Annotated in this window: 12 protein-coding genes; 7 read left to right on the forward strand and 5 right to left on the reverse strand. The window is 62.1% G+C overall.

Going from position 1 to position 15,121, the window contains the following annotated elements; translation table 11 throughout:
• Positions 1-7 precede the first annotated feature (7 nt).
• A complete protein-coding gene (locus BSP239C_RS01275) occupies positions 8-574 on the reverse strand; it encodes a hypothetical protein (protein WP_101569797.1) in 567 nt (188 codons plus the stop codon).
• Positions 575-733: 159 nt separating this feature from the next.
• On the opposite strand from BSP239C_RS01275, the gene BSP239C_RS01280 reads away from it, so the two are divergent.
• Both BSP239C_RS01280 and secA read left to right on the forward strand, forming a co-directional pair.
• Complete coding sequence (locus tag BSP239C_RS01280) at positions 734-1,975, forward strand: winged helix-turn-helix domain-containing protein (RefSeq protein WP_101569798.1); 1,242 nt, start codon at positions 734-736, stop codon at positions 1,973-1,975.
• A 54-nt stretch (positions 1,976-2,029) separates the two neighbouring features.
• The gene (secA, locus tag BSP239C_RS01285) at positions 2,030-4,744 is read left to right on the forward strand and encodes a preprotein translocase subunit SecA (RefSeq protein WP_101569799.1); all 2,715 of its coding nucleotides are present in this window, start codon (positions 2,030-2,032) and stop codon (positions 4,742-4,744) included.
• Between the two features lie 23 nt (positions 4,745-4,767).
• Here the strand turns inward: secA and BSP239C_RS01290 are convergent, their stop codons facing one another.
• Both BSP239C_RS01290 and BSP239C_RS01295 read right to left on the reverse strand, forming a co-directional pair.
• Positions 4,768-5,235: an Rv3235 family protein gene (locus tag BSP239C_RS01290; protein WP_101569800.1), complete on the reverse strand. Its 468-nt coding sequence runs from the start codon at positions 5,233-5,235 to the stop codon at positions 4,768-4,770.
• Complete coding sequence (locus tag BSP239C_RS01295; protein ID WP_101569801.1) at positions 5,232-6,131, reverse strand: LysM peptidoglycan-binding domain-containing protein; 900 nt, start codon at positions 6,129-6,131, stop codon at positions 5,232-5,234. The genes BSP239C_RS01290 and BSP239C_RS01295 overlap by 4 nt, the downstream gene beginning before the upstream one ends.
• A gap of 148 nt (positions 6,132-6,279) precedes the next feature.
• Between BSP239C_RS01295 and BSP239C_RS01300 the strand changes: the two genes are divergently transcribed.
• Positions 6,280-6,795 carry a hypothetical protein gene (locus BSP239C_RS01300; RefSeq protein ID WP_101569908.1) on the forward strand — a complete coding sequence of 172 codons (516 nt, stop codon included), beginning with the start codon at positions 6,280-6,282 and terminating at the stop codon, positions 6,793-6,795.
• A gap of 67 nt (positions 6,796-6,862) precedes the next feature.
• On the opposite strand, the gene BSP239C_RS01305 is transcribed toward BSP239C_RS01300, so the two are convergent.
• Positions 6,863-7,084 carry a helix-turn-helix domain-containing protein gene (locus tag BSP239C_RS01305; protein WP_101569802.1) on the reverse strand — a complete coding sequence of 74 codons (222 nt, stop codon included), beginning with the start codon at positions 7,082-7,084 and terminating at the stop codon, positions 6,863-6,865.
• A gap of 140 nt (positions 7,085-7,224) precedes the next feature.
• On the opposite strand from BSP239C_RS01305, the gene BSP239C_RS01310 reads away from it, so the two are divergent.
• Genes BSP239C_RS01310 through BSP239C_RS01320 form a run of 3 tightly spaced genes read left to right on the forward strand, consistent with a single transcriptional unit; the run spans position 7,225 to position 9,554 of the window.
• Positions 7,225-7,875, forward strand: a complete 651-nt coding sequence (locus tag BSP239C_RS01310; RefSeq protein ID WP_101569803.1) for an SAF domain-containing protein — start codon at positions 7,225-7,227, stop codon at positions 7,873-7,875.
• A complete protein-coding gene (locus tag BSP239C_RS01315) occupies positions 7,872-9,092 on the forward strand; it encodes a chromosome partitioning protein (protein WP_101569804.1) in 1,221 nt (406 codons plus the stop codon). Before BSP239C_RS01310 ends, BSP239C_RS01315 begins: the two co-directional genes overlap by 4 nt.
• 9 nt (positions 9,093-9,101) lie before the next feature.
• Positions 9,102-9,554, forward strand: a complete 453-nt coding sequence (locus BSP239C_RS01320; protein ID WP_101569805.1) for a DUF6912 family protein — start codon at positions 9,102-9,104, stop codon at positions 9,552-9,554.
• Positions 9,555-9,560: 6 nt separating this feature from the next.
• On the opposite strand, the gene BSP239C_RS01325 is transcribed toward BSP239C_RS01320, so the two are convergent.
• On the reverse strand, positions 9,561-10,025 hold the full coding sequence (locus BSP239C_RS01325) for a DUF2505 domain-containing protein (protein WP_101569806.1): 465 nt from the start codon (positions 10,023-10,025) through the stop codon (positions 9,561-9,563).
• A 139-nt stretch (positions 10,026-10,164) separates the two neighbouring features.
• On the opposite strand from BSP239C_RS01325, the gene BSP239C_RS01330 reads away from it, so the two are divergent.
• The gene (locus BSP239C_RS01330; protein WP_101569807.1) at positions 10,165-15,054 is read left to right on the forward strand and encodes an NAD-glutamate dehydrogenase; all 4,890 of its coding nucleotides are present in this window, start codon (positions 10,165-10,167) and stop codon (positions 15,052-15,054) included.
• Positions 15,055-15,121 lie beyond the last annotated feature (67 nt).

Below are 15,121 nucleotides of genomic sequence, written 5' to 3' on the forward strand. Positions count from 1 at the left end.
ACTCGGATCAGGCTGCGGCCGGGCAGTCGGGGGAGTCGTACTCAAGTTCGACGACGACTCCCGCGTTCGTGACTGCTGTGCCCTTGACCGTGACGTCCTGCTTCATCTCGATCTGTCCGGTGGCCGAACCATCGGCGAACACCTGCAGTCGGTCATCGGCGACGTCGGCTGAGAAGGTGACCTTCGAACCGTTGACTTCTGCGGAGTCGGTGAATGAACCGTCTGCCCGTTCGATCGGCTCGACTTCACCGTCCGGGTGGTCGAAGGTGACGAAGCGGGTGAGACGGTCCGCGTGAGAGTCGCTGAGGCGGTGGACGAGCAGCTGATCCTTGTTCGTTCCGGCCTGCAGTGCGAGATCGACGTAGGTGAGGTCGGCGGAGTCGCGCATGGCATAGAGGATGTAGGGCCGGCCATGGACATCGATCGAAGTCGCGTCGGTATCGCAGGCGTCGAGGAAATCTTCGACCTGGGACTCCAGCGCCAGCTTCGACTGGTGTTCCCAGACGAAGAGGGCGCCGATGGCGGCAGCAATGATGCAGAGTGTGGAGACGAGCGCGATGATTGCCTTCTTCATGGTGTTTTCTGGTTCCTTCGGTGTCGGATTCGTGTTGACGTATTCGATCTTTCCGTCTTGGTCAGAGGATGACGTCGGCCAAACGGCCGATCAGGGTCGGCCGGATGGACAGACCTGCCGCAGACGTGCCGTGTCAGTGCCGTGCTCTACTGTGGATCCATGCAGAAGATGACGCTCTCAGCAGCTCGGAGAACGGCGATCGCGGCGACAGGACTCGACAGGGCACGTCCGAAGCAGGTGACGGCGAGACACCTGAAGTCGACGTTCGCCAGACTCGGACTGACCCAGATCGACTCGGTCTCTCGCGTCGTGCGTTCCCACTACCTGCCCTACTACTCGCGACTCGGACCGTATCCGCGTGAGACCCTCGACCGGCTCTTCTACTCAGCACCTCGCATGGGCGTCGAATACTGGGCCCACGCCGCGGCGTTCATCCCTCCCGAGACCTGGAGTCACTTCGAACGCACCAGAACCGAATGGTGGCGCAACGACTACGGGCAACGGCACCCCGAGAGCGGACCTGAGTTCCGGGCACTGCAGCACTCGGTCCTCGACGTGTTGGAAACCGGGCCGAATACTGCACGGGGAGTCGCCGAACTTGTCGACCATGAAATCCCCGAACGCAACCGCGATCATTGGGGGTGGAACCCCAGCCAGGTCAAGGTGGCGCTGGAAGCACTGTTCGCCGGTGGCATCATCAGCGCCGCGGGCCGCAACGACCACTTCGAACGGGTCTATGCCCTGCCGCGCGACGTCAGCCGGTCCCTGCCGGCGTCTGCGCTCTCCTACGGCCCCGCCTGCGCCCCTGAGCTCGGCCTCGATCCCGAAGCAGAACGACCCCGAGGCGTATCCGGCACAAGCAACAATGTGCTCGAACTGACCCGAATTGCGGCGCAAGCTCTCGGCATCGCCCGGCCCGACTGTCTGGCGGACTACTTCCGGCAGAGGCGCGCGCCCACAGACGAGGCCATCACCTCCCTGCTGGCCTCCGGTGAGCTCATCGAGGTCGATGTTGAGGGGACGCGGACACTGAAATGGCATGAGGCGAGAACCCCTCGTTCTGTCTCGGCCAGAGCCCTCCTCGCCCCGTTCGACCCCCTGGTCTTCTACCGGCCGCGGATCGAATGGCTCTTCGACTTCCACTACCGGATCGAGATCTACACTCCGGCCAAAGACCGAGTGCACGGGTACTACGTGATGCCGTTCCTCCTCGGCGAACGACTGGTCGGCCGCGTCGACCTGCACCGGGACCGGGCGGCCAACACGCTTCGAGCGCTGAAGGTGACGTGGGAACCCGGCGAATCCCACGAGGAGGAACTGGCGTCGGAGTTATGTGAGATGGCGAAGTGGCTCGGATTGGGTGCGGTGGATATGAGTGGTGCTCACCTGCCATTAAGCTAGGGAATATAGAGTCGTTCGAGTTGTTGTCAGGCTTTCATGCCGATTAGGAGAAAAGTGGCTAATTTCCTCGAGAAGCTTCTGCGCACCGGTGATGGACGTACGCTGAAGAAGCTCCGCCAGTACGCGGATGCGATCAATGCGCTGTCCGAGGAGTTCAGCGAAATGTCAGACGCTGAGCTGCGGGAGGAAACTGATCGCTTCAAAAAGCGTTATCAGGATGGGGAGACCCTCGATTCGCTGCTCCCGGAGGCCTTCGCCGCCGTCCGTGAGGCATCGGGCCGCACCCTGGGCATGCGCCACTTCGACGTCCAGCTCATGGGCGGGGCCGCACTGCACCTGGGCAACATCGCTGAGATGAAGACCGGTGAAGGTAAGACGCTGGTCGCCACGGCTCCGGCTTACCTCAACGCGCTCACCGGCGGGTCCGTGCACATCATCACGGTCAATGACTACCTGGCCACCTACCAGTCCGAGCTCATGGGACGCGTGTTCCGGTTCCTCGGAATGGAGACCGGCTGCATCCAGGCGAATATGTCCTCGGAGAACCGTCGCAAGCAGTATGCCGCGGACATCACCTACGGTACGAACAACGAATTCGGCTTCGACTATCTGCGCGACAACATGGCCTGGTCGGCGGAAGAGCTCGTGCAGCGCGGACACGCCTTCGCGATTGTCGACGAGGTTGACTCGATCCTCATTGACGAGGCCCGTACCCCGCTCATCATCTCCGGCCCGGCCGAAGGCGATGGCGACCGCTGGTACGAAGAATTCGCCAAGGTCGTGAAACGACTCAAGACCGACCGTGACTACGAAGTCGACGAGAAGAAGCGCACTGTGGGTGTGCTCGAACCCGGCATCGAACGCGTGGAGGATTACCTAGGCATCGGAAATCTCTACGATGCCGAGAACACTCCGCTGATCAGCTTCCTCAACAATGCGATCCGTGCGAAGGAACTCTTCAAACGGGACAAGGACTATGTGATCCTCGACGGTGAAGTCCTCATCGTCGACGAACACACTGGCCGTGTGCTCAAGGGCCGCCGCTACAACGAGGGACTGCACCAGGCCATCGAGGCCAAGGAAGGCGTCAAGGTCCAGGCCGAGAACCAGACCCTGGCGACGATTACCCTGCAGAACTTCTTCCGTCTCTACGAGAAGCTTTCCGGCATGACCGGTACCGCAGAGACCGAGGCCGCGGAATTCATGTCGACCTACAAGCTCGGTGTGGTTGCGATCCCGACGAATAAGCCGATGCAGCGCGTCGACCAGTCGGATCTCGTGTACAAGAACGAGGTGGCGAAGTTCGATGCTGTCGTCGATGACATCGCTGAGCGCCACGAGACCGGACAGCCGGTCCTCGTCGGAACCACCAGCGTGGAGAAGAGTGAGTACCTCTCCAAGCACCTGAAGAAGCGCGGCATCCGCCACGAGGTGCTCAACGCGAAGAACCACGCAGGTGAAGCATCCATCATCGCCATGGCCGGGCGGAAGAGTGCCGTGACAGTGGCCACGAACATGGCCGGTCGCGGTACCGACATCATGCTCGGCGGCAACGCCGAATTCCTTGCGGTGAGCGAGATGGAGGAGCGGGGCCTGGACCCGCAGGACGACGAAGAGCAGTACGAAGCCGAATGGCAGGACGTCCTCAGAGCTGCAGAGACGCGAGTCAAGACAGAAGCCAAGGAGGTCGTCGAGTCCGGCGGCCTGTACGTCCTCGGCACCGAGCGTCACGAATCACGGCGCATCGACAACCAGCTGCGTGGACGTTCGGGACGCCAGGGCGACCCCGGTGAGAGCCGCTTCTACCTGTCTCTGACCGATGACCTGATGCGACTCTTCGGCTCCGGTGCCGCCGAGCGGATCATGGCCACCGCCAATGTCCCTGACGACGTTCCACTGGAATCCAAGATGGTGTCCAGGGCAATTCTCTCTGCGCAATCGCAGATCGAACAGCGCAACGCCGAACAGCGCAAAAACGTCCTCAAATACGATGACGTGCTCAACCGTCAGCGCACAGTGATCTACGACGAGCGTCGCAGCGTTCTTCATGGCGCAGACCTGGAAGAACAGGTCGCGAAGTTCCGTGAAGACATCATCGACACCTATGTTGCCGAGGCTACGGCCGGGCCGGTCGAGGACTGGAAGGTCGGCGAACTCTTCGACGCACTGGGCAAGATCTATGAGCCCTCCATCACTGAAGAAGATCTGGCCGAAGAGGTCGGCGGGCTCGGTAACCTGACGAAGAACCGCCTCAACCAGGAGATTCAGTCGGACATCGAGGTGTTCTACCAGCAGCGTGAAGAGGCTCTGGGTGAAGAAGCAACCCGTGAACTCGAACGACGAGTCGTGCTCTCGGTCATCGATAAGCGGTGGCGCGAACACCTCTACGAGATGGACTACCTGAAGAACGGCATCGGTCTGCGGGCCATGGCGCAGAAGGATCCGCTGGTGGAGTACCAGCGCGAAGGCTTCGACATGTTCAAGACTATGCAGGATGGGATCAAGGAGGACGTCGTCCGCCTCACCAATACCCTGCAGGTGACCGTGAACCGGGCTGAGGACTCATCCGATGATGATTCCGAGGTTGAGGTGGACGCGGCTGAACTGCGTCACACCACGCCCAAGATGCAGCTGTCTGCTCCGGCGGAGGCAGGTTCGACCTCAATGTCCGAATCTGAGGACGACGAGTCTGGATCCGGAGCCGGAGCCGGAGCCGATCAGCCTGCCAATCGTGCAGAGCGTCGCGCGAAGAAGAAGGCCAGAAACTGACTCGCAGTCTCTGACTGTGTCTTTCACATAGTCTGCAGTGCAGTCATCGTCCACCGGGTGGTGAGCAGTTCCAAGCGGATTGCCACCGCCCGGAATCGGTTCTGCGTACGGACGATGACGGTGACCTCAGCGATTGCGCCGGTGACTCTGCAGACTCTCGCGTTGCCTGCCTGTAGGGTGCGGGCCGCACCGAGGTCTCCGGTCGCTTTTGTCGGTGCGACCTCCGCGCGCAGCTGGGCGCGGTGATCGATCTTCTCCAGCAGTGTTCGGTCGACCCAGCGGGAGATTGAATCGCTGCGCCGTATGCCGGCGAAGATCTCCAAGCACGCCACCGCCAACGATGTCGCGGTAGCGGCTATGCGACCGTCATCGTTGTCGTCTGCGACCGTATTCGGCCTGGCTCCAGGACCGGTGGCCACCGGCTTCTGCACTCTTCTGCTCAGTGGCGTCGCTGCCACTCGGGGACGTGAAAGCACCAGTGGGGTGGTCATGGCTGAATCTCCAATCGTTGTCCGGGCATGATGAGGTTCGGGTCCGCACCGATGACTTCTCGGTTGGATGAGTAGATGTTGTCGACGATGTCCTGGACAGTGCCGCTGGAGGAGGGCTGGTTCACGGCGATCGACCACAGGCTCTCGCCGACACCCACAATATGAACGGCCGAGTCGTCGTCTTCTGCTTCGGGTTCGTCGCCGTACTGGTCGCTAGGTTCGACTGTGTCTGTCGATGGGGCGCCGGGCTCGCCCGCGTTTGCGGGATGTTCGCCAGGCCGGTCTGCGTCTGCGGCGCTGCCAGGCGAACCGGCGTCTTCGGGCGGTTGGCTTCGGGACGGGGCAGGGTCAGGCTCCGCATCAGGGGACTCGGAGCCAGCAGGCGGGGATTCGGAGTCACCAGGTGGGGACTCGGGCTGAGCATCAGGGGACACCGGTTCAGCTGTCGGTGGAGCGGTGGGCCACCCGGGATCCGGCGGAAGATCGTCTGGAACAGTGGTCGGCCAGCCAGGATCGAGCGGGGCAGTCGCCGGATGAGCGGATGTGTTCGGATCGACCAGCACGAGTGTATTCACCGGAAGAGGGGAGGCCTGTGCGGAGTGGACGGCCAGGCTTGCCGACGCTGCGGCAAGCACGCTTGAGCGCAGCATCGTGGGCACGATGCGCAGCACGGACTTGGTGACGATTGTTCTCACGCGGCCGGTGGGAAGCAGTCTGATCAGAAGCGTCAGCAGCGAGACGACTCCGAGCCGGGAGGACAGCACCGTGGTCGTGCCGACGACGATGATGACAACGAGATCGGTGGTGCTGCGCGGTGTCGGGAGGTAAATCCACGTGGTGAAGAACGCACCGATCAGACAGAGCCACGAGGCCGTGCAAGCTGTCAGCAGATACATGAGAGTTGTCCTTCATTGGAAACGTATCTCAATAATGCGTTTAGATGCCATTTGATGTCAATAGATTAATAAAACTACGGGCTTGTAGTTCTGTCGATAGGTGTGAAAGCTCTTGCTTGTGGGTCTTCGCTGCGGCAGGCTTCACATCATGGACGATCGGATCGACGCTCTCCTCTCGGATGTTGAAGCGATGCACACGTCAAGGGAGGCCCATGCCAGGAGGGGCGAGTTCAGCGATGAGGTCGCGGCTCACGCGGCACAGCGCACTCTACTCGAGCGACTGCGCGGCGCGATCGGCCAGCCTGTGCAGGTGGTTCTCTCCGCTCGTGAGGTCGCAGGGACGGCTGTCTTTTTAGGCGATGGGATCTTCGTGATCGCCGGTATCGAAACGAGCGTAGTGGCGATCGATTCGATACGGGAGATTCGCATTCGGTCAAGAAGACATAGATATGAATCCGGTCCCTTGGAGCGGTTGGGGATGGCGTCGGCACTGAGGCGATTGGCCGCCAGCCATGAGGAGATCTCCCTGGAGTTGGCGGGCGACGGCGGGACTGTTCGGGGGCGCTGCGATATGGTCGCCTCCGACTATGTTGAGATTTCGGGGCGCATCATCCCACACCGTTCGATTGCGCTGGTGCAGTCCCGAGTCAATCCATTCGCTTAGATGCAGCACTTGGTTGCAGCATCTGAGTGGTTCGATGACCGGGGGAGTGGAGGAGACTGTCCCCGAGTCAGTCCTCGAACGAACCTGTCTTGATCTCGTGCTCGGTGCGTTCGTACATTCTCTGGATGTACGCCTCGATCTCGGTCTTCTCCACGCGCCACTGTCCGCGACCGCCGACCTTGATGGCGCGCAGATCTCCGGTGCGAACCAAAGCACGGGCTTGAGCGATCGAAACATTGAGCAGATCGGCCACGTCGGTGAGCGGCAGGAAGCGATTTTCGACGACCATGAGGGCCCCTTCTCATTCCAAATGACTGATTGCTTGTTGACTATTTTTGTCAAAACCATTGCTTTGACCTCGTTTGGTGTTCAATACTATCACTCAGAAACAGTTCCTGTCATGGGAAATTTTCCAAAGGTGGAGATGCAATGGAGCTCTCGAAACGAATCCGTCGGCCGAAGTGGACCGATGCCAGGCTGCTGGTCGGAGCAGTCCTCGTCGTCGTGGCCATAGTCGCGACCTATCTGCTCATCAGTGCTGCAAACGCAACGACCCGAGTGTGGGTCAGCGCGGTTCCTCTTGTCCCAGGTCAGGTGGTCAGCGCCGAGGATCTGACCGTTGCTGAGGTGAACCTGGCGAATATCGGAGACAAGTACCTGTCTGCCGATGCCGGCTTCCCTGACCAATCGAGTGTGCGAGCCGTGATCGCGGCCGGTGAGCTTCTGCCGGCCTCGGCGCTGGCACCAGTTGCAGAGCTTGAAGGACGGGTCGTAGCGATCGATGTCGCCGGTTCTGTCCCGACGGTCGTCGACACCGGCAGTCTGGTCGATGTCTGGGCTCAACCGGAATCCAAGGGGCTCGATGACGAAGGTATTGATCCGCAGCAGATCGTCACCTCGGCTCCGGTCTCCGACATCAGTCGTGAGGTGGGCAGCTTCGGTGTCGGCGATGGTGCCAGAATCGAAGTCTTCGTCGCCAGCACGGAACTCGCCGATGTCCTCGGCGCCCTCGACGGAAACAGCGTTCTCTCGGTCGTCGGAGCCCCAGCGGAGGTCAGGGCCGAGGGCGGTCAGTCATGACGCAGGTCCTGCTGGCCGTGGACTTCGAGTTCGACCTGATCCTGTTCGAACTTCTCAGCGAGGTCGACGATGTCACCATCGTCGCCCGACCTGCCGACGACGTCGAGCTTCTGGCACTGTGCCGCACCGGCAGCGCCGACGTGGTCATCGTCGGTCAATACTTCCCAGGACTGGACGCCCAGGTCGTCGCTGCGATCCTCGCAGCAGGAACTGCGGTGTTGGGCTTCGGCAACGACGCGGCAGCCTTGGCGGCACTCGGTATCGGCAGCAGTGTCGCCTCCACCGCAGATGCGGCGGCTGTGGCCCAAGCACTTGCCGACACCCGTGATTCCACTGTCGTTCCTCCCCGACCCATCACTCCGCCCGGATCGCTGAGCGGACAGGGGCGCATCGTCACAGTCTGGGGTACCGGTTCGTCTCCGGGGCGCACTCTGACAGCGGTCAACCTGGGCGATCATGGTGCCAGGCAAGGGCACCGCAGCATCGTCGTCGACGCCGATACCGTATCTGCGATGGTGGCCACGACCCTGGGGCTGACTGAGGAATCGGCGCATCTGGCCAGCCTCTGCCGACTCGAGACAGAGAAGACTCCGCCCCTGGACGTCTCCGCCGTCCCGCATGCTGCGATACGCGATGATTTCCATGCTGTCACCGGACTGACCAGGGCAGACAGATGGCCGGAGGTCCGAGCCTCGGTGCTCTCCGCCGTGCTTGCCCGCTTGGCCAAGATGTTCGACCTCGTTGTCGTCGACGTCTCCGATCGGGTGGATCCGGACGATGACTTCGCCGATCCGTTCTACGATCGACACTGCGCAACTCGGTCCGCACTCGAGGCCGCAGACACTGTGCTGGTCCTGGCCGCAGGCGACCCGATCGGGCTGCAGAGGCTCGTCAAGCTGCTGGGAACCGAAAGGGCGGAGTCGATGGGGTCCAAGATGCGCATCGGCATCACGAAGGTGCGCTCAGGAGCTGTCGGCCATCCCGCCGAGGTGCGGATTCGCGAGGTACTCGCCAGATTCGTCCGTCGGGACCCCGATTTCATCTTCAGTGATGACCGGGTGACGGTCGACGCCGCCATGCTGTCCGGGCACACTCTCCACGAGGAGAATCCGAAATCGGTGCTCAGCCAGCAGATCGCAGCCGCGGTGACCGAACTGCTTCCGGCCCGGAAGCGCACACGGAAGTCGGGTGCGGGGCGGACGGCGAAATCCCTTTAGGATTGGACCATGTCCATTCGCTGCTATATCCCGACCACACTGACCGCACTTCACGCAGAACTCGACTCCGTACACGCGGTCACTCCCGACGCCCACACTCGAGCGGCGGGCGGGGAGGAGCTCGAGGCACGGGAGTTCGACGCGCTGTGCATCGCTGCCGCACTGGCTGCCACCCAGTCGTTCGAAGCCGACGTTGTCTCACCTCGCGCAGTCGTGTCCTACGACGCACCCGACTCAAGTGCTGGTGAAGGACTGGCCGAAGGCTTCGACCTGCTGACCCTCTCCGAGGTCGACATGACATCGGTCGCCAGCATCCACCTCGACGAGCTGGAGATCTGGGAGGAAGCCGCCGACATTGCAGCCGACACGGGCCGCGAAGCAGCGGAGGACCACCTCGGCGACTCCGATCTCCTCTGGTACGACGTCACCGAGCTGCCGGAGCTGCTGCGCGAACGCGGCTGAGCAGCGTCAGGAGCGGTCGAGCTTGACCAGACGGTCGTCCAGCCGCTTCTCCAGAATGGGCACAACTGCCTGTTCGATCATCGACCCGAAGAGGGGTATCGAGGAACTGACCTCGGCACGTACCGACAGTGAGGTTCCCGAACCCTTCTGCGTGAGCGTGATGAGTGCATCGATCTCTACAGGCACTCCCGCCGCATGCGCGGTCATGCGGATCTCCGCGCTGTCACCGATGACATCGCCGGGAATCATGTAGACCTCGACGAGCTCGGCATCCGCCGGCAGATGAGTGGCCAGAGCCGAGGGCATTTCACCCTTCGGCATCGGAGTCTTCACCGTCATCTCGGTATCGGGATCGATCCGCTTCGCATGGGCTTCGGATCCCAGCGACTGCCAGGTCGAAACATCGGCCAGCCGGAGGAGGAAATCCGACAGGGAGTCCGAGTATTCATGGTTGAGTGTCAGAGTTCGCATAGCTCCAGTTTGCCAGTACATCGACGTCGCGGCACGGCATGGATGTCGGCGTGCCTTTCTCAGCATTTGAGCATAGTGTGGGTGGTGGCGGTTCGGTGTCGAATCGCAGTAAATTTTGCGCGCTGATCATAGAGGTGACATGGTGTCTCAGGTCTCATATTCGGACATTGCAGAAGAGTGGAGGAAGCAGCGGGGACAAGGTGCCCCGGAGAATTTCCTCGAGGCGTACTATCCGCGTTTCGAGCCCGGCAATTCCGAAGCAGGAACAGAGGCACTGGCCGCGGCGGCCGCCTCGCACTACGCATTGGGACTTGAGTACGACGGAAGATCACCGGCGATCTCCATCTACAATCCCGACGTCGACTCTCCCGAGTTCCGTGATAACCATACGGTCATCGCGATGGTCTTGGCCGACATGCCCCACCTCGTCTCCTCGATCGTCAGCGATCTGGCGAACAGTCGCCGCGCCATCCGCCTTGTCCACCACCCGATCATCGCCGTCGAAGGACAGGGTTCCGACCTGTCCGTGATGTCTCGGGCTGAGGCCCCAGCGGTCTCCGCCGACACCGCCGGCATCCCCCTCATCTCCCAGCCCGCCGAGGCGAGCGGGTCCGATCTTCCACAGCAACAGTCCTGGATCCGGCTCGAGATCGACCGACTTCCCGAAGAGGACCTCGCCGAGCTCGAGGACCAGCTGCGCAGCGTCCTAGACTATGTTTCTGCCGCGGCCACCGACGCCAGCGCCATGGCGATCCGAGCCAAGGACATCGCGAAGGAACTGCAGGCACAGCCTCCGCGTCCGGAACTCGCCTCGGAAGCTGAGGCAGCCGCAGAGTTGCTCAACTGGCTTGACGGCCACTTCACCTTCCTCGGATACCGCGAGTACGACTACACTCACGATGAGAGCCAGAGCAGCCTCGAACCCATCGAACACACCTCATTGGGCATCTCCGCTCTGCGCCCGCTGGTGAAGTCCCCGCTGAGCCGGGCCGTGGCAGACAAAGCGTCGGAGCCTCATGTGCTCGTGCTGACGAAGGCGAACTCACGTTCACGCGTCATCCGCAGATCTTTTATGGACTACATCGGTGTCAAGACCTTCGATTCGGCCGGTGAGATCGTCGGCGAGCGTCGCTTCGTCGGCGTATTCAAGCCCGAGTTCTACAACGACAGCGTGCTCAACATCCCGGTCATCGACCGTAAGGTGCGCAAGATCCTCTCCGCCAGCGGATTCCCCGCCGGTTCCCATTCGGCGAATGAACTCCTGGGCGTCCTCGAGACCTACCCACGTGATGACCTCCTGCACGATGAGACTGCGACGATCTTCGAGGTCGTCATGCAGATCGTCGACATGCAGGAGCGCCGCCAATCACGTGTCTTCGTCCGCCGTGACCCCTACCAGCGTTTCGTCTCCGTCATCCTCTACCTGCCCCGCGACCTCTATGACACGGCGGCTCGCATGCGGGTCCAGGAGGTCCTGCGGAAGTTCTACCAGGCTGAGAGCGTGGACTTCGATGTGCTGCTGACCGAATCCGCTTTGGCCCGCATTCACTTCGTAGCTCGCGTCGCTCGTGACGTCGAGCTGCCGCAGATCGATCCCGAGACAGTGCAGAAGCGTATCGTCGGAGCCGTGCGCTCGTGGTCCGAAGACGTCCACGCCTTCCTCGCTCCCACGGAACGCGGCGACAACGACAGCTCGGTCGCTCGCGCCAACCGCTGGTCGAAGGCATTCCCACCCAGCTACGAAGAGCATCACTCGCCAAGTGACGCCATCGCAGACGTGGCACGGTTCGAAGCACTGGAGGCCGGACACGGTCCAGCCGTGCGCCTCTACCGCCCGGAGGACTCCTCGGACGCTCCCGTGCGCCTGGCACTCTACCGCCAAGAACGTGTGGGCCTGTCTGAAGTGCTGCCGTTCCTCACCGCCTTCGGAGCAACAGTCCTCGACGAACGTCCTCATGAGCTGGACCTCCTCGATGGGTCGCACCGCTACATCTACGACTTCGGACTCACCTTCCCCGACGGTCTCGACGATGCCGACTGCGAACGGATCTCCGATGCCTTCATCGCCGGATGGGAGGGCAAGAAGGAAGCTGGAGTCTTCGACCGTCTCGTCGTCTGCGGGATGCACTGGAAGCACGTGACGATCATCCGCGCCTTGGGCAAGTACCTGCGCCAAGCCGGTTTCACCTACTCCGACGCTTACGTCGGCGAGGTCTACAGCGACAATCCGGAGATCTCACGACTGCTGGTGGACTACTTCTTCGCGAAGTTCGATCCCTCTGCTGACTCCGCCGGACGCGAAGACAGGATGAGCAAACTCAACGAGTCGGTCGAGGCAGCTCTCAGTGATGTCGCCAGCCTCGATGCGGACCGTGTCCTACGTTCGTCCCTCGAGCTGCTGCGCGCCACCCTGAGGACCAACTACTTCCTCGACGAGTCCGGCGAGCTGCCGACGGCACTTGTGCTCAAGATCCGTGCCAATGAGCTCAGCTTCGTTCCCAAGCCCAAACCGGCACTGGAGATGTGGGTGTACTCGCCTCAGGTCGAAGGCGTGCATCTGCGTTTCGGTACTGTGGCCCGTGGTGGCCTGCGGTGGTCCGATCGTCGTGACGACTTCCGCACCGAGGTTCTGGGTCTGGTCAAGGCTCAGATGGTCAAGAACGCGCTCATCGTCCCGACCGGGGCCAAGGGCGGATTCTTCCCCAAGCAGCTGCCTCCGATGAGCGACAGAGATGCGTGGATGGCCGCTGGTCAAGCCGCCTACGAAGTCTTCATCGAAAGCCTCCTCGAGATCGCTGACAACCTGGTCTACGGTGCCGACGGCACCCAGGAGGTCGTCCACCCGGACCGTGTTGTCCGCCACGACGGCGATGACTATTATCTCGTCGTCGCTGCAGACAAGGGCACCGCACGCTTCTCGGATGTGGCCAACGCCATCGCCGAAAGGCACGACTTCTGGCTCGGTGATGCCTTCGCCTCGGGTGGTTCTGTCGGCTATGACCACAAGAAGATGGCCATCACCTCCCGCGGTGCATGGAAGTCCGTGGAGCGACACTTCCGCGAACTCGGCGTCAACACCGCAGCCGATGACTTCACCGTTGTGGGCATCGGTGACATGAGCGGCGACGTCTTCGGCAACGGCATGCTGCGCAGCGAGCACATCCGGCTCGTGGCGGCCTTCGACCACCGGGATATCTTCCTCGATCCGAACCCGGATGCCGCACGCAGCTTCGTCGAACGTCAACGCCTCTTCGACCTGCCGCGATCAAGCTGGCAGGACTACGATCGGGAGCTCATCTCCACCGGCGGCGGAGTCTTCCCTCGATCGGCGAAGTCCGTGGATCTCAGCCCCGAAGCTGCAGCGGTCCTCGGCCTGGAACCCGGCAAACGCAGCCCCGCCGAGCTGATGTCACAGATCCTCAAGGCCCCGGTCGACCTCGTCTACAACGGCGGCATCGGCACCTACATCAAGTCCTCTGACGAGAGTCACGCCGATGTCGGGGACAAAGCCAATGACAGCATCCGCATCGATGGACGTGATGTGCGCAGCCGGGTCGTCGGAGAAGGCGGAAACCTCGGTGTGACTCAGCTGGGTCGCGTCGAAGCGGCACTGGGCGGCGTGGCCATCAACACCGACGCGGTTGACAACTCGGCAGGCGTGGACAGCTCCGACCATGAGGTCAACATCAAGCTGCTCCTGCGCACTCTGCTCCACAAGGGTGCCTTCGCCGCTGAGGATCGCGAACGAGTGCTGCTGTCCTTCACCGACGATGTCGCCGATCGAGTGCTGGCCAACAACTATGCCCAGAACGTCGTCCTCGGCGAGGCACGGGCACAGACCGAATCCATGTCGGGCACCTACGGCCGGATGCTCAACTACCTGGAGAAGAACGCCGACCTCGATCGCCAAGTTGAGTTCCTGCCGGATGCGCAGGAACTGACCAAGCGTGAGTTCAGCGCCTATGTCTCCCCGGAACTGGCAGTCCTGCTGGCGTACGCCAAGATGCACGCCGCCGATGAGATCCTGGGCAGCGTGGTTCCCGATGAGGAATGGATGAAGCGGGAGCTGACCTCCTACTTCCCCGACTCTCTCGTCGAGAAATACGGAGAGCTCATCCCGGAGCACCCCCTGCATCGGGAGATCGCAACGGCCAAGCTCGTCAACCGGATGATCGACCGAGGTGGACTCACCTACGTCTACCGGATGTTGGAAGAGACACCCGCCTCGGTGCCGCAGATCGCCCGTGTCTTCGTCGTCGTCTCCGAGATCTTCGGACTCGATGATTTCTTCGAAGCGGTGTGTGCACTCGATAACAAGGTGCCTACCGCAGTGCAGGTCCAGCTGCAGCACGCCTATGTGCGTCTGCTCGACCGGTCCTCTCGCTGGTTGGTCCAGCAGGCACCCGACACGCTCGACGTCGACTCTGGCATCGAGATGTATGGCAAGGTCGTCGCGGCACTGCGGGACAGGGTCCCCGACCTCGTCGACGGCTTCGATGCCGAAAGCATGCGGGCCACGGCTCAGGGGTACATCGACGAAGGCGTGCCGAGCGAACTCGCGTGGCGTGCGGCCGCCCTGCTCGACGAGTTCGTTCTCCTCGATGTCGCTCAATTGGCCAACCGGTCGAACGAATCCGCCGAGGACGTCGCTGAGGTGTACTACGCCGTCAACGACACGTTCTCCGGTTCACAGGTGCTCACTCTCATCGGAGGCCTCGACCGCAGCGATCGCTGGTCGGCACTGGCCCGCGGCTCCTTGCGCGATGACTTCTACTCGGCCATCCTCTCGGTGGCCGGAACAGTCCTCGCCGCAACGGACTCGCCGATCTCGGGAACTCCGGATGAGCGTGCTAAGCAGCGCCTGGCCGAGTGGCTCGAACGCAACGAGACCGTGGCTGCCCGCGTGCTCGACACGACCGAAACGATCCTCGGGCTCGATACCGTGACCCAGGCTCCGCTTTCTGTGCTGCTGCGCATGATGCGCGGCGTGGTCCGGTCCTCGGCATGGGAATCGGAGCACGGCGCCTGAGCCGATGATCCCAAGAGATCAGTGATAGCGTCAGTGCAAAGCTGACGTAGGCAGACTCGCCAGGCTG

The sequence above is a fragment of the Brevibacterium sp. 239c genome, assembly GCF_900169365.1.
Taxonomy (GTDB): domain Bacteria; phylum Actinomycetota; class Actinomycetes; order Actinomycetales; family Brevibacteriaceae; genus Brevibacterium.